Source organism: Trueperella bernardiae, assembly GCF_001469025.1.
Lineage (GTDB): Bacteria > Actinomycetota > Actinomycetes > Actinomycetales > Actinomycetaceae > Trueperella > Trueperella bernardiae.
Window position 1 is genome coordinate 57,950 of record NZ_LNIZ01000005.1, and the last position, 17,057, is coordinate 75,006.

The window sequence follows — 17,057 nt, forward strand, 5'->3', positions numbered from 1 at the left end:
ACAGCGGCCTCTGGTCTGCTAAACAACGGGCCAGATCACGCGTATCGTAATTTCGAGTCTTTCACATTTTGGACTTAATTCCCAAGCCTTTATCGCGATCATTTGCGTGAACGAATTCTTTTGTGTTTCCGGCAACTCTTCGCGCCGGGCGACATGCCGGATCGTGTCCGACGATCCCGCTAGGTGTTGGCTCGCATCGTGATAATCTTGTCGACATAAAGTAATATCTTGTTTCTTCACGATTCCTTTGACAGCATAGTTTCGTCCTATAAGCTCTCCGGCCGTATTCCGAAGCTTGTGTTGCACTCTGAAGAAAGTGGAAAAGTGAAAAGCATAAAGCACTACAGGTTTCTCCCAGCCTTGTGGGTAGCATGTTTAACAGTATTTCTAGTGGTGATGGGCACCGGCCTTCCTCCGGTTGCCGAGGCCGCGCCAGAATCCCCCGACAGGCAGGTCCTAAAGTGCTACGAAGAGGGCCGGGTTCTGTACTGTGAGCCGGACCATCTAGAAAAACTCATCGCGCAGGCTGGAACTACACCGACCAGGATCGAAATTGGTAACGGTACCGAGACTTTGCTGACGAAGACCATCGTCATTCCCGCTGGCGCAGATATTGAGCTAGTGGATGCAAACACAGCTGCGTGGTCATCAGAAAGCAAGATCATTCGCGATGATGGTGATTTCACGGGCAGCCTACTGAAGGTTGAAAAGGGTGCAAAACTAACCCTCTCTGACGGAACTGGAAACGGTGCGGGCATCACTATTGACTCGCGCGCACAATACGAAAATGTTGTAAAGGGCTCCAGCTTCTCCCCAACCATTCTCGTGGAAGGCGAACTAGTGATGAACGCCGGCACTGTTACGGGTGCACGTAAGATGAGTAACGGCGGCGAGGGTGCAGTTACCGTCAAGGGCCGGGACGCAAAGTTCACCCTTAACGACGGTAAGATCACTGACAATCAGCGCAAGGGAGGCCAGTTTGGTGCGGCGAACGTCGCATTGACTGACGGCGCTACGATGGTGATGAACGGCGGCGAGATTTCTGAGGGGCAATCCGATTACAGCCCATACGCATACGGAGAAGCTGGTGGCATCGGTGTTTTTAGTGGTGCCCATCTAACAATTAACGGCGGCACGCTGACTGACAACACTGGTTGGGCCGGCAATATCAACGTGAGCCACTGGCTGAATGAGAGCAACGTAAAACCCGGCGATGACACATCGGACACGCGCTCAACGCTAGTGTTCAATGGCGGCGAAATCTCGCGGGGTAAAGCAGCTTTTGCCGGTGGAGGTATCGATATCTTCGGAAATGCTGACGTCACTATGAATGGTGGTACCATCGCGGACAACCAAGCGCCAAACGGCGGCGGCGTAAACGTGATGGATATGTACATTAACGGCGATCCTAACACTTACCAAGAGATCGATTCGGACGGCAGCCGATGGACGAAACAGCACTTCGGGGAGCGTAAACCGCAAGAATGGACCAAGGTCTCTCCCGCCCGATTCACAATGAACGGGGGCAGCGTGGTGCGTAATAGCGCCACTCGCACCGGGGGCGGTATTAACGTGATATCGAATGCCGTGAATCTCAATGCCGGCTTGATTGAAGGGAATAATGCCAACCAGCAGGGCGGCGGCGTCTACGTCGCGACGAAGTCTTATACCGCTCACTTCATGGACACGCTCATCACTGAGAACAGCACAACCAAAGGAAGCTTTGTTGGAGTCGGCGGCGGTGTTTGGCTCTGCCCAACAGGTAGCATGAAGATTCACGTCACGAATGGCGTAGCAGTATTCGATAACAAATCTCCAAGCTCTAACGATCACCACTGGGGCGACGATATTGCGCATGACGCCTATGGTGGTTCCACTTCCGCACGTATGCTTATCGATCCGCGTATGCTCGGTGGCGGTGAGTCCACCCTCTACAAGGATGGCGGCTACAACAAGCCGCGTTTCGATGCCGAGAATCCTGGTAAAAAGCAGGTGTTCGATGGCGAGGAGCGCGAGTCCGACGAGTCCAGTGATTACCGAACCTCGCTTCAAAACGCAGGCCTAAAGACCATTACTGATCAGAATGCTAAAGGCAACGCGAAATCCTGGGCAAGGTTGAGGATTACGAAGAACCAGGCTCCGCGTGGTGGCGGTATTGGCTCAAACGGTGGCCTTGAATTCGGAACCCCCGAAAAGACTGAGGTGCAGGTTTCCAAGGCGTGGAAGGACGCAGAGGGCAACGACCTTGACGACGCTTCCAAGGTTGCGGTCAAGGTGCAGCTAGTGGGATCAGTTGGCAAAGACACGTTCTACATTGGCCAGCCGGCTCAGCTGAATGCGGACAACAACTGGACGCATACGTTCAAGGACCTGCCTAAAACCAAGACCGTTGACGGCAAGCAGGTAGAGGTCAAGTACTCGGTTGAAGAGCAGGGCGTTGACGGAGTCAACACAGTTGAGTTGGGGGGCACGGCGCTGGACGGCTTGACGATCACTGCCCCATTAGCAATGTCACCTGTTAACGTGCAGCTCCTTCAATCTACCGACGGCATTAACAAGAGCCCCGTGGGTGATCCAGTAGTGCTCGATGAGACGAATGACTGGACGTATACCTTTGAGAGCCTCCCGGCCACTAAGACCATTGGCGAGGAGAATTCCGAGAACGCCAAGGAACTCAAGATCTCCTACTCCGTCAAGGAACTAGGCGTCAGCGGATTCACTATCAAGGTAGAAGGTGACGCGGTAGACGGCTTCACTGTCACGAACACTGAGGTACCTCCCACCACGAAGGTGGATGTAACCAAGGTTTGGAAGGATCATGCGGGTAAAGATCTTGATCCGGGTTCAACAAAACCAGTTGAGGTTCAGCTGACCAGAACGATCAATGAGGAAACCAACCCAGTTGGTGACCCTGTCGAACTAAACGCTGAGAACGAATGGAAGCACACGTTCATAGATCTTCCTCAGTTCGTGATCATTGACGGTAAGCGCGCAAAAATCACTTACGCGGTTGAAGAGCTCTCTGTTGAGGGCTACACGGCTTCTATTAGTGGTAGTGCAGCAGACGGGTTCGTGGTGACTAACACTAAGGACGCTCCTGCCGTTACCTCGGTACCTGTGGAGAAGAAGTGGTCTGGTGATGTGGAATCGGACCGTCCGGGTTCTGTGACTATCAAGTTGTTGGCTGATGGTAAGGACACGGGTAAGTCTTTGGAGCTGACCGCTAAGGACGGTTGGAAGGCCACGTTTGAGGACCTGCCGAAGTTTGTGACGGTTAACGGTGAAAAGACCGAGATCGCATACACGGTGGCTGAGGTAGAAGTGCCTGACTACACGGCTTCTATTAATGGCAGCGCAACCGATGGTTATGTGGTGACCAACACCAAGGACACGCCTCCGGGGCCGACCCCGCACAAGCCAGAAAAGCCGCGTGACCCGATGCCACGCACGGGTGTTGAGATCGGCATGACCGTTGCCCTTGCGCTTGGCCTGCTTGGCGCTGGCGTGGCGCTAGTTAGGCGAAACCGGGCGTAACAACACGCCACGCGCAACCTAACAAACAGGTAGCGCTTAGCCCGTAACAGTTTGGCCGGCCACTCCAAGTGAAGTGGCCGGCCAAACTCATTTAAAGCATGTAGCGCGCGGACTTTATCCTACTGGGGGTGCCGACCGCGCGCGTCCTCGTCGCACATCAACGTGTGGGTCTCGCAGTAACGCGGATCGGACGGGTCTACCCACGTGTAACCGTACTTGCCGGCCTCCGCGGGATCAGCGCCTTGTCCTTACCACGCCAGCTGAAGCCGGTGAGCTGTCATCTACCATCCCTTAATCGCTGGTGGCGGTGCTGTCCTACTGCTCGAGCAGCTTGTTCACCCGCTCCACCTTCGCCGTGATCTGGCCCGTGTAGCCCGGGCGGATGTCGGCCTTCATCACCAGCGAGATGCGCGGCGTGCGCTTCTCCAGCTCCTCCACGCACGCCTTGACCACGGCCATCACCTCATCCCACTCGCCCTCGAGGGTGGTGAACATGGAGGTGGTCTCGTTCGGCAGTCCCGACTCATTGACGATCTTCACCGCCGCGGCTACCGCCTCGGAAACGGAGCCGTCGGGCTGGTCGGAGGTTTGCGGGGCGATCGAGAACGCAAGAAGCATGGTATTTCCTTTCATCAAGAACCGCCCCAAGTTTATGCGATTGTGCGACCTTCGGCACTTTCGCACAAGGTGCCCGTGGGCCGTGCTACAACGCTCATATACTTGTGCCACCGTGCCAAAGACATGTCACGATGCCGAACAGAAATGGAGACAAACATGCCGCTGTGGGAGTTTATTGGATGGGCGGGATCCGTGCTCGTGATCGTCTCGCTCATGGTGCCAAGCATCCGCCGATTCCGGGTGCTCAACCTCCTGGGCTCCTTCATCGCCACCGTCTACAACATCTACTTCGGCATTTGGCCCTACGCCGCCATGAACGGCGTGATCGTCATCATCGACGCCTACTGGCTGTGGCGCCTCACCCGCGACGACGGGGAACGCGGCTACTCCGTGCTCGACGTCGACGCCGGAGAGCCGCTGGTCGCCCGCTTCCTCGACCGCCACGCCGCCGCCATCGCCGAGGCCTTTCCACGCTTCGACCGCGCTGCCCTCCCCAGTGCCCGCGCCTTCCTCCTCATGCACGAAGACGAGGTCATCGGCCTGTTCGCCCTCCGCCCAGAGGGCGACACCGGCCACATCCTCATCGACTACGTCACCGAACGCTTCCGCGACCTTACGCCCGGCGCGTTCCTCTACGGCAACGCCTCGCTGTTCGAGGGCCTCGCGGTTAACTCCGTGGCGGTGCCCCTGCGCGACGCCGCCGACCCCGTGTACTTTGCCAAGCAAGGCTTCGCCGATCGCGGCGACCTGCTGGTCCGCGGCGTCTGAGATTTAGGGGGCGGGCGCTGGGGCGGCGGGCGCGGGGATGATCTGCCGCAGCTGGCTCAAGGCCGCCGAGAGTTTCTCCCTGCTACCGGCACCCAGACCGACCACGATGCCTGGCCGCCGACCCCGCCCCGACCAATACTGACCGAGTGACTCCACCGCCAACCCCGCGTGCCGTGCGCGGGCGAGGGCGGTGGTTTCGTCGTCGTCAGACAAAGGAATAATGGCGCCAAGCCCGCCGTCCATCGTGCGGCCCTCGGGGAAAATCCGCTCGAACAAGCCGCGGCGGTGCTTGTATTCGCGGCGCATGCGGGCCGTGTGGAGGCGAAGGCCGTCGGCGGCGAGGAAGTTGGACAGCGCGTCCTGGGCGATGCCGGAGACGGGGATGAGGCGGGCCTCGATAGCGGCGCGCAGCCCAGGCGGGGCGATCACGTAGCCGAGGCCGAGGGCGGGCGTGAGGGTCTTGGCGAAGGAGCCGAGCAGGGCGGTGCCTGTGGGGTCGAGCGCCACGAGCGCGGGGTGGGTGGCGCGCAGTTCGGAGTCGTAGTCGTCCTCGATGAGGAGCGCGCCCGGGGTGGCGCGGCGCCATTCGACCAGCTCGCGGCGGCGGGATGCGGGCATCTGCAGGCCGAAGGGGAACTGGTGATTCGGGGTGACGAGTGCGGCGGCGGGCGCGAGGACATAGAGCGCCGCCGGGGAGAGGCCCTCGCCGTCTGTGGTGACCGGCATGGCGTCCCAGCCGATTGAGGCCGGCACCGCGCGGAGCGAGCCAAAGCCCGGGTCCTCGACGGCGAGGCGGTGGGGGTGGCTGGTTTGGGTTTGGCCGGTTTGGGCGGAGGCGGCGAGCGCGGCGAGGGTGGCGCGCAGGCCGTCGCGGGCGCCGGCGGTGATGAGGATCCGCTCCGGGTCGATGCTGACGGCCCGGGTGAGGCGGAGGTGCTCGGCGAGCAGATAGCGCAGGCGCGGCGAACCCGGGCTGGGGTAGGCGTGCGGTTCGGCCACGGCGGCCCGCCAAGCTGCGCGCCAGGCCGAACTGGTCAGTGCCTCTAGGGGCGCGCCAGGGCGGAGCAGGGACGGGGGTGACGGTGTTATTGGCGAAGGTGAACGAGGGGAGGAGGGCTGGGCGGTGTCGACGAGGGCCGGGTGAATGCGGCTGCCCGAGCGGGAGGCGAGGAGGATGCCCTCGCCTTCGAGCTGTTCGTAAGCGCTGACAACGGAGCCGCGGGAGACGCCGAGTTCGTCGGCGAGGGCGCGGGTGGAGGGGAGGCGGTCGCCAGGGGTGAGAGAGCCGGACTCGAGGCGGGCGCGGATGTCGGCGACGATGGTGGCGGGAATGGAGGGCACGGGGTACTTCCTGGGATGCGGGGGTATGGGTGGTCTAAAAATGTAGGCGAGAAGTGGACTTAATTGTAGACCATACGCGGGCGAGAATGGAGACCATGAGTTACACCATTGAAGACAACAAACTCCAACTCGCAGCCGGTCTCAAGGGCGGGGTGATCATGGACGTGGTCACCGCCGAGCAGGCCAAGATCGCCGCGGAGGCGGGGGCCGTGGCCGTCATGGCACTCGAGCGCGTGCCCGCCGACATCCGCGCCGAAGGCGGGGTGGCTCGCATGTCCGACCCCGACCTCATCGAAGGCATCATGAAAGCCGTGTCTATCCCCGTCATGGCCAAGGCGCGCATCGGCCACTTCGTCGAAGCGCAGGTGCTGCAGGTGCTCGGCATCGACTGGGTAGACGAATCCGAAGTGCTCTCACCCGCCGACTACGTCAACCACATCAACAAGCGCGAGTTCACCGTACCGTTCGTGTGCGGGGCCACCAACCTCGGCGAGGCGCTGCGCCGCATCAACGAAGGCGCCGCCATGATCCGCTCCAAGGGCGAGGCAGGCACCGGCGACGTCTCCGAAGCCACCAAGCACATCCGCCAGATCACCAAGGAAATCGGCGAGCTTAAGGGCCTGACCGAGGATGAGCTGTTTGTTGCCGCCAAGGACCTCGCCGCTCCCTACGACCTCGTGGCCCAGGTGGCCCGCGAGGGCAAGCTGCCCGTGCCGCTCTTCGTGGCCGGAGGCGTGGCCACCCCGGCAGATGCCGCCATGATGATGCAACTCGGCGCGGACGGAGTGTTCGTGGGCTCCGGCATCTTCAAGTCCGGTGACCCCAAGGCCCGCGCCGCCGCCATCGTCAAGGCCACCGCCTCCTTCGACGACCCGCAGGTGATCGCCGAGGTCTCCCGCGGGCTGGGCGAAGCCATGGTGGGGATCAACGTGGCCGACCTGCCGGCCCCGCACCGGCTGGCAGAGCGCGGTTGGTAGAAGCGCGCCCGCAGGCCGGCAAGACTGGCCCGGCCGCGCCAGCCAGCTGGTAGCCCGGCGGGGCGGCCGGCTATGCTTACGGTCGTGATCGAACCTTTTGGCGTCCGCCGCCGCACCCGCCCCGAGGTCCTGGCCCCGGCCGGCAACCTCGCCACCCTGAAAACCGCCTTCGACTTCGGCGCTGATGCGGTCTACTTCGGCGGCCAGGAATTTGGCATGCGGTCGGCCCCGAAAAACTTCACACTGGAGGATATCGCCGAGGCGGTCGCCTACGCCCATGAACGCGGCGGGCGCGTGTTCGTCACCTGCAACATCCTGCCCACCTCCGCCGAGGTCACTTCCATGAACGAGTACATGGGCCAACTGGGGGAGATCGGGGTGGACGCCCTCATCGTCACTGACATCGGGGTGCTTATGGCCGCCCGCCAGGTGGCCCCGAACACGGAGATCCACGTCTCCACGCAGGCGGGGGTCACGAACTACCAGGCGGCGAACGCGCTGGCCCAACTGGGCGCCACCCGTGTGGTCTTGGCCCGCGAGCTCAGCCTTGCCGACATCCGTGAGCTCCGCGCTCACACCCCTCCCGAGCTGGAGATCGAGGCCTTCGTGCACGGCTCGATGTGCATGGCGTTCTCGGGCCGCTGCCTTATCTCCCAACACACCACCGGCCGTGACGCCAACCACGGCGATTGCGCCCAGTCCTGCCGCTACAAGTACCACGTGGTGGAGGAGCGCCGGCCGGGCCAGTTCATCCCTGTGGAGATCACAGACCAGGGCACGTTCCTGTTCAACTCCAACGATATGAACACGCTCACCCACATCGACGACATCCTCGACGCCGGAGTCACCTCCCTCAAGATCGAGGGCCGCGCGAAGAGCGCCTATTACGTGGCCGCCATGACCAACGCTTACAAGACGGCTGTGGGGGAGTACATGGTCCAGCGCGGTTTCGAGGACGCCGCCGGCGCAACTCTCGTCCCCTTCCACGACCAGGTCCACCTGCCCGCCGCCCCTCGCCCGGCCACCCCCGTCACCTTCCCGACCTGGCTACACGACGAGCCGTTCAAGGTCACCCACCGTGCCTACTCCACCGGCTTCTACTACCCGGAAAACCCCGCGGGCGAGGAGATCCACAGGGGCGGCTACATTAACGAGTGGCTGCTCGCGGGAATCGTCACGGGCTACGACCCCGCAACCTCCCGCCTCCGCCTGCACGCGAAGAACAAGCTGGCCCCGGGCAAGGAGATGGAGATCCTCTTCCCGGGCTCGGCCCCCGTGGCGATGGCCGTCCCTGCCGACGGCCTCCAGGACGCCGACGGCAACCCCGTTGCCGAGATCAACTTCCCCGCGCGCGAATTCTCGATGCCCTGTCCGGTACCCGTGCCCGTGGGCGCGATGGTCCGGGTTCGGGCCCGCCTCCACCACGCCGGCTAAGAGCCGCACGGCCGGGCGCGAGCTGGGCGGCGGCGTCGTCGGAAACCACACGGAAACGCTACCTGAACGTACGCAGATGGCTTCGCGAACGGAATCCCGCCAATCCGTCCCGGGACCGTCCGGCCACATCCGGATCATCCCCACGGGCAAAGGCCTGTTCGGGCGCGAAAAGCAGGTGGGGTGCGAGGCGGCCCGCAAGGGCGAGAAGAAAACCGAAACGGAAGACATCCGCGTCAACGAGACATTCAACGTCTATTGCACCGACGAGCTCTCGGCTCGCACGCTCCTCAACCTTTACGTGCTCCGCGCGCTCGTGGGCTACGAGGAGCAGTGCCCGGTCACGGTCACGTTGTGGACCGGGTTGCCCCGGTGGGGTGGCGGCCGTAGGTTTTTTGTATGTCCCCTGCTTCCCCGTCCGCGTTCGCGTTGGCCCTGAAAGATGCCCTGCCGGTCGGTTTGGGCTACGTCCCGCTCGGGATGGGCATGGGGATGACGCTGACGGGCGCGGGCCTCGAGTGGTGGTGGGCGCCGATCTTCGCGGTGTTTATCTACTCGGGGTCGATGCAGTACCTGGTGGTCCCAATGATCGTGACCCGTGAGCCGATCGCTGCCGTTGCGCTTGCCACGTTGTTCATCCAGTTCCGGCACGCCTTCTACGGGATCAGCTTCCCACTCGACCTGGTGCGGCATCTACTGGCCAAGCTCTATTCGATACACGCGCTCACCGACGAGGTCTACGCCGTGGTCGCCTCCAAACCCTGGGAAGAGCTGACGGGGGAGCGCGTGGTGTGGATCCAGGTCTTCGCTCATTCCACGTGGATATTTGGGTGTACGCTCGGGGCGCTCGTGGGCCTGGCCGTGCCCATAGACTCACGGATCCTCAACTTCGTCCTCACCTCCCTGTTCGTGGTGCTCATGCTTGAGTCCTACCTGGCCAACCGCAAGCGGGTGGACTTCGCGCTCGCCGCCGTCATCGGCGTGGGGGCGCTGTTCCTGCCGTCTTCTGTGTACCTGTTGGCCGCGCTGGTCCTGTTCACAGTGGCGCTGCTCATTGCCTCGCGTGTCGAGTCGGTGGTCGGGGAGCCTGTCGGCGCGCTGGGCAGGGCAGTGAGCCGGCCGGGCCGGGAGCGCCGCACCGAGCACAGCCGGGAGCGAAGGGACTCCATGCCATGAACTACATTATTGCGATCATCGCTGTCACCACGGCCATCACATTCTCTCTGCGAGCCGCGCCCTTTGTGTTCCTGTCCAAGGTCCGCGACTCCGAGACCCTCGCCTACCTCGGCGCCGCCATGCCCGCGGGCGTGATGCTGATCCTCGTCATCTTCACCCTCCAGGACGTCACCTTTGCCAGCGCCGATTCCTGGATGCCTCCGGCCGCCGGGGTGCCCACCACGCTCGGCGTGCACTTGGCTTTCCGCAAGGTCCTGGCCTCGCTGCTGGCGGGTACGGGGATGTTCGCGTTGGTCCTCGCGCTGGTTAGCTAGCCTCGGCGGGACCGCCAACCCAAATTATCGGCGCCCACTCGGGCTCGCGCACCCTGTCTTGGCGCTGTGCCGACAGAAGTCGTGAATATACCGGTTGCCGATTTCTATAGGGGCCTGGTCGCCTTCAGATTCACGAGTTGTGCCGGGGCCGACTAGAGCCGGTCTTTGGGGCTGGTCAGTCAGCCGTCAGCTCCTCGATCGCGCGTTCGAGCATCGTGGGCCCGGACATCGTCAGCACCGACTCGGGGTGAAACTGGAAGCCGAGTGCCTTGCCGTCCCGGCTGCGCGCGGCCATGACCACGTCACCGATCTGCGTGGGAGTGGTGGCAAGCGCCTCCATCTGCTCGGGCACGTCGGTGCAGCCGAGCGCGTGGTAGCGCGCCACGGGCACGGAGCGTCCGGGCTGGTCGGGGAGCGTGTCGGTGGCGAGGCCGGCGAAGATAGGGCTGGCCAGGCCAGCCTCGGTCAGGGTCATGGGAATCGCGCGGCCATGCTCGGGTCCACACGCGCGCACCACCCCGCCCCAATGCTCGAGCAGGGCCTGAAAACCCAGGCATACGCCCAGGATCGGGATCTGACCCACCACCGTGTCGATGAGTTCCATCATCACGCCCGCCTCGCGCGGGTGGCCCGGCCCGGGCGAGAGGCAGATCATCTCCGGGCCCAGGTCGGTGATGGCGGACACCGGCGTCGTATTGCGCACCACCACGCACTCCCGGCCCGTGCCGGCGAACGCGTCCAGCAGGTTGTAGACGAAGGAATCTTGGTTATCGAGCAGGACGATCATCGCTCCACCTCCAGTTTCTTACCCTGAGCTCGGGCGATGGCTTCCAGGACGGCCCGGGCCTTGTGCAGGGTCTCATCCGCCTCGGACTGCGGGTTCGAATCGCGCACCACGCCCGCGCCCGCCTGCACGGCCGCCACGCCGCCGGCCACGAACGCCGAGCGAATCACGATGCACGTGTCCATCGACCCATCCCCGCGCAGGTACCCGATCGCACCCCCGTACGAGCCGCGCCGGCGCCCCTCGAGCAACCGCAGCAGCTCGGTTGCCTTGATCTTCGGCGCGCCGGTCAGCGTGCCCATGTTCATGCAGGCCCGGTAGGCGTCGAGTGCGTCCATGCCGTCGGCCAGACGTGCCGTCACCCGCGACACCAGGTGCATCACGTGCGAGTACCTGTCCACCTGCAGCAGCGCCGCCACCTGCCGGGTGCCGGGCGTGGCCACGCGCGCGAGGTCGTTGCGCGCCAGGTCCACCAGCATCGTGTGTTCGGCGAGCTCCTTGGCGTCCGTGCGCATGTCGAGCTCAGCGCGGATGTCCAGCTCGTGGCTGATCGCCCCGTCCGCCCCACGCCCGCGTGGCCGCGTGCCGGCGATCGGGTAGAGCTCGACCTCGCGGGTGGCCGCGTCAAACTTTAGGTTCGACTCCGGCGACGCCCCAAACAGCTCGAACGGCTTCCCATCGCGCCCCACCCCGCGCTGGAAGAACATGTACGGACTCGCGTTCGACTCCTTCAGCCTGGCGTACGCCGCCGCCGCTTCCGGGCACGCCAGCGTGAACGTTCGCGCCGGCACCGCCTGGTAGATGTCCCCGCGGACGATCGCCTCCTTCATCTGCGCCACGATCTCCCGGTATCCCGCGTCGCTGATGTCTGCTTTCGCTTTCACAACGCCGTTCGGGCCGGCCGCGTCCGCCGCCGGCGTTGCACCAGGGGAGGCTTGCGCTGCCGCGAGCGCCTCCTGCGCGTGCGTCAGGGCGGAGGCCAGATCGTCGACGTCGGAGCCGGTACCCGTGGCGTCAGCCTGGATGAGCTCGGCCGTGCGAGCCGTGTGGTCCACCACCAGCACCACCTCCCCGAGTACGAACTGGTAATCGGGGCAGGTGTTGGCCGACTCCGCCACGCCCGGCAGGTCCTCGAAGGTGGCCACGTAGTCGTAGGCGAAGGTGCCGCCTACCCATGGCTGCGCGTCGCCGAAGTCGAGGGCCAGCAGTCGGCGCAGGGGCTCCACGGTGGAGGGTGCGAGCAGGCGGGCCCGCTCGTCGACGTCGTGCGACACTTCGAAGATCGCCTGGTTGCCCTCCACGCGGCACAGGCCGGAAAGCCCGGCGAGAACGTCCTCGGCAATGATGCGCCCGGTGGCCGTGAGCGGCTCGAGCGTGACCGACTGGCCTTCGCAGGTGGCGCGCACCGACGCGCGTAGGATCGCGATGGAGGTCAGACCCTGGCGGGTCTCGATGTCCGCCGACTCCAGGAGCATGAGTGTGGAGGGGTCGTAGCCGGAGTCGCGCGCGTCCAGGTAGGGGATGAGCGCCGCTACGTCGTCGACGTAGGGCACCTGCCTGCGGTAAATCTTCATGTCTGCCCTTTCCGGCGAAGGCTACAAAAAAGGCTCGTAGCTTTCGCACGAGCCTTGGGGTCAACACTGGAAGGCTCGTCTAGAGCCACCACCACTGACCGTTGTTCATGGAAACAATTTAGCAGGCGGGGGAGAGGTGCTGCTCGCCGAGTCCGGATTGTAAGCTGAAAACAGTCCTACCCGTTGATGATGTCCAACGTCACCCCGCGGCGGAGCAGAATCCGTTTGCGCACCACCCATACGAGGCCCAGCACCACGAACCAGACCGGGGTGAGCAGGGTGGGCACGCGGGTGGCAGGGAAGTAGACGAGCACGCACGCGATGAACGCGATGAAGGCCAGTGCCAGCCACGGGGTGACGGCCGCAAAGTGGAGTTTGAACTCGGAGGCCTCGTGCGCGGCGCGGTGACGCCTGCGGTAGCGGATGTAGGAAACAAGGATGAGCGCCCAGATGAACAGGATGAGCGTGGTCGCCACCGCGGCGATGAGCTCGAAGCCTTTGAGCACGCTGCCGCCCACGAACAAGATCGGCAGGTAGATGAGGATCAGCAGGCCGATGAACAGCAGGGCCCGGCGCGGCACGCGATGTGAGGACAGCCGCCCGAACAGGCGCGGCGCCTGGTGCGACTTGGCTAGCCCGTACATCATGCGCGAGGAGGAGAAGATCCCCGAGTTCGCCGACGACGCCGCCGACGTCAGCACCACGAAGTTCATCACCGACGCCGCTGCCCCCAGCCCGACCATGGCGAACACGGAGACGAAGGGGGAGGTCTCGGGGTTGATGGCGTCCCATGGCGTGATCGCCATGATGACCGCCAGCGCGCCCACGTAGAACACCGCGATGCGCAACGGCACCTGGTTGATGGCGCGCGGGATCGTGCGCGTGGGGTCCTTGGTTTCGGCGGCAGTGGTGCCGATCAGCTCCGTACCGATGAACGAGTAAATCGCGATCGAGAACGCGCCCAGGAACCCGGAGGCGCCGGTGGGGAAGAAGCCCCCGTGGTCCCACAGGTGGGTGAACGACGCCGGCTCGCCCGTCGGCCCCGTAAAGCCGCTGGCCACCATCACCACGCCCACGGCGATGAGGGCCAGGATCGCAGCGATCTTGATGAGCGCGAACCAGAACTCGACCTCACCGAAGAGCTTGACCGTCAGCAGGTTGATGACCACGAGCAGCGCGAGCAGTCCGAGCGTCACGAACGCCGAGACGGTGATGTTCTTGATCCAAAAGTTGAAGTAGCCGGTCACCACGATCATGTCGCCGATCGCGATCACCACCCACAAAAACCAGTACGTCCACCCCGTCACGAATCCCGCCCACGGGCCGATGAGGTGATGGGCAAAATCCTGGAACGACTTGTAGTCAAGGTTGTGGATGAGGATTTCGCCCATCGCGCGCATGATAAGAAACAGCACCAGGCCCAAGATCATGTAAACCAGGATGATCGACGGGCCCGCCGAATGGATCGTCGACCCCGATCCCATGAACAGGCCCGTGCCAATCGCCCCTCCCAGTGCGATCAGCTGGATGTTGCGGTTCGACAACCCGCGATGGAGGGTCTCTTCCTGTTCATGATCCTCGACTGGCATACGTGTCCTTTCACTTCGCGCACGTCTATGCCGAATCTATGCCCATTTGCGCTCACGACGCCGCAACTCGGCCTGCCAGAAAGCTCACGTTTGGGCACAACCCGGCCAAAAGGAAGGTGGCGGCCGCGAGGGCCGCCACCTTCGAGGGACCTAAGCCTTAGAAGGCCGGGGTCACCTCACCGTTGGGGTAGGTCTCCTCGATGAACTTGGCAACCTCCGGGGAATGCAGCAGCTCGTCAAGCTTCTTGATCGCGTCAAGCTTGCCGGAGTCCGCCTTCCACGCCAGGATGTTGGCGTACGGGTTGTTCTCACCGGACTCCAGCGCGAGCGCGTCCTTCGCCGGAACCAGACCCGCCTCAAGGGCGAAGTTGCCGTTGATAATAGCCAGGTCGACGTCGGGAAGCTGTACGGGGATCGACGGCGCCTCAGACTCGCGGATCTGCAGGTTCTTCGGGTTGTCCTTGATGTCGTAGATCGTGGGGCTGTCCACGTCCTCCAGCGTAATGAGACCCTCGGTCTCGAGCAGCCACAGGCCGCGCGCCTGGTTCGACGGGTCGTTCGTCACCAGCACGACGCCACCCTCGGGCACGTCGTCAAGGTTGGTGACCGTCTCCGAGTAGATGCCGAAGGGCTCGATGTGAACGCCCTTGCCGTGGTCGAAGTCGTAGCCGCGATCCGCGATCTGGGCCTCGAGGTAGGGCAGGTGCTGGAAGAAGTTGGCATCCAGCTCGCCAGCATCCAGCGCTACGTTCGGCTGGACGTAATCCGTGTACTCCTTGATCTCCAGCTGCAGGCCCGCGTTCTCGGCCAGGTTGTCCGCCACGAACTGCAGGATCGGGGCGTGCGGTACCGGGGAAGCGCCAACCACAAGGGTGGTCAGGCCGTCGGCGGAGGCGGACGATGACGTCGTCGACTCCGAGCTGTTAGCAGAACCGTTGTCAGAAGAGCACGCCGTGAGGGCGAGGGCCGCGGAGGCCACGAGAGCAAAAATCTTACGCATGATGAATCCTTGTCTAATGGGTACGAAAGTGGAGGCTAAGACTGAAGCGAGGTCCCGGATGGCTGCGCCTTAGCGGTGGTCAACCATCCGGCTCAGCATGTCGCCGAGCCACTGGATCATCTGCACCATGAGCAGGATGACGACAACGACAATCACAATGACGTCGAAGTTGTAACGCTGGTAACCCTGGTTAATCGCGAGCGCGCCCAGGCCGCCGCCACCCACGGCGCCAGCCATCGCCGAGTAGCCCACAATCGTGATGACGAGGATCGTCACCGAATTTATGATTGAGGGCAGGGCCTCGCGCACCAGCACGTCCCACATGATGCGCACCGCAGGCGCGCCGGTCATCTGCGCGGCCTCCACCTTGCCCGGCTCGACTGCGAGTACGTTCGACTCGACCATGCGGGCGAAGTAGGGGATCGCGGATACCGCGAGCGCGATGGTGAACGCCAGCCAGCCGGTCGCCTTGAGGAACGGCAGGCCGATGCCGCGGATAAAGAAAAGGACGATGATCGCCAGGATGATGAACGGGATCGCGCGGCCCAGGTTGACCAAGGCGCCCACGATCTTGTTCGTGGTGGGCGCGGCGATGAGGCCGCCTTTGCGGGTCTCGGACAGGATCAGGCCGATCGGAATCCCGATCGCCACAGTGATGAGCGACGACAGGCCAACCATGTAGATCGTTTCCAGGACCGCCGGCCACAAGCCGCGCGCGATCGCCGGGTTGGAAAACCAGGAATCCGTGGCGAGGAAGATGTCGAAACTCATGCGCGCACCTCCGCGTGAATGCCGTCGGCTGCGAATGCCTGAAGAGCGTGGGAAACCTTCTGCGCCGGAATCGCCAGCGCGAGGCGGCCCACCTGCATCTCTCCCACCGACTCAAACAGGCCGGCCGCGATGTCGCCGCCGAGCTCGGCCACGCGAGCCATCACCTTCGAACCCGTGGGGATGCCGGGGCGGGACGTGAAGTAGATGTCGACCAGGGTGTCTTCGCGTAGGCACTCCGGCTCAACTTCGGGCAGCGGGATCAGCTTCTTGGCCAAGCGCGACTCGGGGTTCGCGAGCGCGTGGTCGATCGAACTCGATTCGACGATCCGGCCCGCGTCCAGGAGGGTTGCCGACGTGCAGATCTTACGCACCACGCCCATCTCATGCGTGATGACCAGGATCGTCACCCCGAGCTGCTCGCGCACGTTCTTCAGGAGGTCGAGGATCTGGTCGGTAGTCTCCATGTCGAGTGCCGAGGTGGGCTCGTCAGCCAAAACCACCGAGGGGCGGATCGCCAACGCGCGGGCGATGCCGACGCGCTGGCGCTGGCCACCCGACAGCTGCGCAGGATAGGACGCCCCGCGGTCCGCAAGGCCGACGAGGTTGAGTAGCTCAGCCACCCGCGCGTCACGTTCGGCCTTCGGGATGCCCGAGACCTTAAGCGGATATTCAATATTTTCGGCCGCCGTGCGGGCCTCTAGCAGGTTCGCGCCCTGGAAGACCATGCCGATGCGGCGACGCTCTGCGCGAAGCGGGCGGCCCGAGAGAGTGGTGAGGTCCTTACCGTCCACGAGAATGGCGCCGGAGGTGGGCTTTTCCAGGGCCGTGAGACAGCGGATGAGCGTGGACTTGCCCGCGCCCGATTCGCCTACGATGCCGTGGATTTCGCCGTCCATGATGGTGAGCGAGAGGTCGTCGAGTGCCACAACGGACTCAGCTCCCTTGCGGGGGTACACCTTGGTGACCCCTTGCAGCTCAATCATGGTTCTCCTTCTTCGCCACCGGTCCAAACGCTGCCGAGGTGGCGACCTGTCCGGTGATTACAGTGAACAGTAAACACGTCGATCCTTGGCGCTGCAAAAGGATCTCACCCTTCGGGTGAAGTGTAGGCAAGGTCACGGGCCGGCCTGGCAAACACACGGGGTGCCCGGGACCTCACGTCCCGGGCACCCCGTGCTGT

16 protein-coding genes are annotated in these 17,057 nt (G+C 63.5%); 7 read left to right on the top strand and 9 right to left on the bottom strand.

Going from position 1 to position 17,057, the window contains the following annotated elements; genetic code table 11:
• Positions 1–18 precede the first annotated feature (18 nt).
• Entirely contained in the window at positions 19–240 is a 222-nt protein-coding gene (locus tag AQZ59_RS09420; RefSeq protein WP_143602190.1) for a hypothetical protein, read from the bottom strand.
• Here AQZ59_RS09420 and AQZ59_RS05940 point away from each other — a divergent pair.
• The gene (locus AQZ59_RS05940) at positions 229–3,534 is read left to right on the top strand and encodes a Cna B-type domain-containing protein (RefSeq protein WP_160326877.1); all 3,306 of its coding nucleotides are present in this window, start codon (positions 229–231) and stop codon (positions 3,532–3,534) included. The genes AQZ59_RS09420 and AQZ59_RS05940 overlap by 12 nt on opposite strands.
• Before the next feature lie 315 nt (positions 3,535–3,849).
• Here AQZ59_RS05940 and AQZ59_RS05945 read toward each other — a convergent pair whose 3' ends face one another.
• Positions 3,850–4,152: a thiamine-binding protein gene (locus AQZ59_RS05945; RefSeq protein WP_062613757.1), complete on the bottom strand. Its 303-nt coding sequence runs from the start codon at positions 4,150–4,152 to the stop codon at positions 3,850–3,852.
• A gap of 156 nt (positions 4,153–4,308) precedes the next feature.
• Here AQZ59_RS05945 and AQZ59_RS05950 point away from each other — a divergent pair, with 156 nt between their 5' ends.
• Positions 4,309–4,920 (top strand): YgjV family protein, encoded by a 612-nt coding sequence (locus AQZ59_RS05950; RefSeq protein ID WP_062613758.1) that lies wholly within the window; start codon positions 4,309–4,311, stop codon positions 4,918–4,920.
• Positions 4,921–4,923: 3 nt separating this feature from the next.
• Here AQZ59_RS05950 and AQZ59_RS05955 read toward each other — a convergent pair whose 3' ends face one another.
• Positions 4,924–6,261: an aminotransferase-like domain-containing protein gene (locus AQZ59_RS05955; protein ID WP_062613759.1), complete on the bottom strand. Its 1,338-nt coding sequence runs from the start codon at positions 6,259–6,261 to the stop codon at positions 4,924–4,926.
• 95 nt (positions 6,262–6,356) lie between these two features.
• Here AQZ59_RS05955 and pdxS point away from each other — a divergent pair, with 95 nt between their 5' ends.
• From pdxS to AQZ59_RS05980, 5 genes are all read left to right on the top strand, one after another.
• Positions 6,357–7,238 carry a pyridoxal 5'-phosphate synthase lyase subunit PdxS gene (pdxS, locus tag AQZ59_RS05960; RefSeq protein ID WP_062613854.1) on the top strand — a complete coding sequence of 294 codons (882 nt, stop codon included), beginning with the start codon at positions 6,357–6,359 and terminating at the stop codon, positions 7,236–7,238.
• 84 nt (positions 7,239–7,322) lie between these two features.
• Positions 7,323–8,672 carry a peptidase U32 family protein gene (locus tag AQZ59_RS05965; RefSeq protein ID WP_236698678.1) on the top strand — a complete coding sequence of 450 codons (1,350 nt, stop codon included), beginning with the start codon at positions 7,323–7,325 and terminating at the stop codon, positions 8,670–8,672.
• 76 nt (positions 8,673–8,748) lie between these two features.
• Positions 8,749–9,108 carry a DUF3137 domain-containing protein gene (locus tag AQZ59_RS05970; protein ID WP_062613761.1) on the top strand — a complete coding sequence of 120 codons (360 nt, stop codon included), beginning with the start codon at positions 8,749–8,751 and terminating at the stop codon, positions 9,106–9,108.
• Positions 9,069–9,845, top strand: a complete 777-nt coding sequence (locus tag AQZ59_RS05975; protein WP_062613762.1) for an AzlC family ABC transporter permease — start codon at positions 9,069–9,071, stop codon at positions 9,843–9,845. The genes AQZ59_RS05970 and AQZ59_RS05975 overlap by 40 nt, the downstream gene beginning before the upstream one ends.
• A complete protein-coding gene (locus AQZ59_RS05980) occupies positions 9,842–10,159 on the top strand; it encodes a branched-chain amino acid transporter permease (RefSeq protein ID WP_062613763.1) in 318 nt (105 codons plus the stop codon). Before AQZ59_RS05975 ends, AQZ59_RS05980 begins: the two co-directional genes overlap by 4 nt.
• Positions 10,160–10,334: 175 nt before the next feature.
• On the opposite strand, the gene AQZ59_RS05985 is transcribed toward AQZ59_RS05980, so the two are convergent.
• The 6 genes from AQZ59_RS05985 to AQZ59_RS06010 form a co-directional block, all read right to left on the bottom strand.
• Positions 10,335–10,946: a glutamine amidotransferase-related protein gene (locus tag AQZ59_RS05985; protein WP_062613764.1), complete on the bottom strand. Its 612-nt coding sequence runs from the start codon at positions 10,944–10,946 to the stop codon at positions 10,335–10,337.
• The gene (locus AQZ59_RS05990; RefSeq protein WP_062613765.1) at positions 10,943–12,517 is read right to left on the bottom strand and encodes an anthranilate synthase component 1; all 1,575 of its coding nucleotides are present in this window, start codon (positions 12,515–12,517) and stop codon (positions 10,943–10,945) included. The genes AQZ59_RS05985 and AQZ59_RS05990 overlap by 4 nt, the downstream gene beginning before the upstream one ends.
• Positions 12,518–12,693: 176 nt before the next feature.
• On the bottom strand, positions 12,694–14,106 hold the full coding sequence (locus AQZ59_RS05995; RefSeq protein ID WP_062613766.1) for an amino acid permease: 1,413 nt from the start codon (positions 14,104–14,106) through the stop codon (positions 12,694–12,696).
• Positions 14,107–14,263: 157 nt separating this feature from the next.
• Entirely contained in the window at positions 14,264–15,106 is an 843-nt protein-coding gene (locus tag AQZ59_RS06000) for a MetQ/NlpA family ABC transporter substrate-binding protein (RefSeq protein WP_062613767.1), read from the bottom strand.
• 69 nt (positions 15,107–15,175) lie between these two features.
• Entirely contained in the window at positions 15,176–15,877 is a 702-nt protein-coding gene (locus tag AQZ59_RS06005) for a methionine ABC transporter permease (RefSeq protein WP_062613768.1), read from the bottom strand.
• Positions 15,874–16,860: a methionine ABC transporter ATP-binding protein gene (locus AQZ59_RS06010; RefSeq protein ID WP_062613769.1), complete on the bottom strand. Its 987-nt coding sequence runs from the start codon at positions 16,858–16,860 to the stop codon at positions 15,874–15,876. The genes AQZ59_RS06005 and AQZ59_RS06010 overlap by 4 nt, the downstream gene beginning before the upstream one ends.
• Positions 16,861–17,057 lie beyond the last annotated feature (197 nt).

Bases quoted from the DNA above. Each gene is read 5' to 3' on its own strand.
- AQZ59_RS05980 (WP_062613763.1), top strand. From the start codon at position 9,842: ATGAACTACATTATTGCGATCATCGCTGTCACCACGGCCATCACATTC.
- AQZ59_RS05970 (WP_062613761.1), top strand. From the start codon at position 8,749: ATGGCTTCGCGAACGGAATCCCGCCAATCCGTCCCGGGACCGTCCGGC.
- AQZ59_RS05975 (WP_062613762.1), top strand. From the start codon at position 9,069: ATGTCCCCTGCTTCCCCGTCCGCGTTCGCGTTGGCCCTGAAAGATGCC.
- AQZ59_RS05985 (WP_062613764.1), bottom strand. From the start codon at position 10,946: ATGATCGTCCTGCTCGATAACCAAGATTCCTTCGTCTACAACCTGCTG.
- AQZ59_RS06000 (WP_062613767.1), bottom strand. From the start codon at position 15,106: ATGCGTAAGATTTTTGCTCTCGTGGCCTCCGCGGCCCTCGCCCTCACG.
- AQZ59_RS05945 (WP_062613757.1), bottom strand. From the start codon at position 4,152: ATGCTTCTTGCGTTCTCGATCGCCCCGCAAACCTCCGACCAGCCCGAC.
- AQZ59_RS06010 (WP_062613769.1), bottom strand. From the start codon at position 16,860: ATGATTGAGCTGCAAGGGGTCACCAAGGTGTACCCCCGCAAGGGAGCT.
- AQZ59_RS05990 (WP_062613765.1), bottom strand. From the start codon at position 12,517: ATGAAGATTTACCGCAGGCAGGTGCCCTACGTCGACGACGTAGCGGCG.
- AQZ59_RS05950 (WP_062613758.1), top strand. From the start codon at position 4,309: ATGCCGCTGTGGGAGTTTATTGGATGGGCGGGATCCGTGCTCGTGATC.
- pdxS (WP_062613854.1), top strand. From the start codon at position 6,357: ATGAGTTACACCATTGAAGACAACAAACTCCAACTCGCAGCCGGTCTC.
- AQZ59_RS06005 (WP_062613768.1), bottom strand. From the start codon at position 15,877: ATGAGTTTCGACATCTTCCTCGCCACGGATTCCTGGTTTTCCAACCCG.
- AQZ59_RS05995 (WP_062613766.1), bottom strand. From the start codon at position 14,106: ATGCCAGTCGAGGATCATGAACAGGAAGAGACCCTCCATCGCGGGTTG.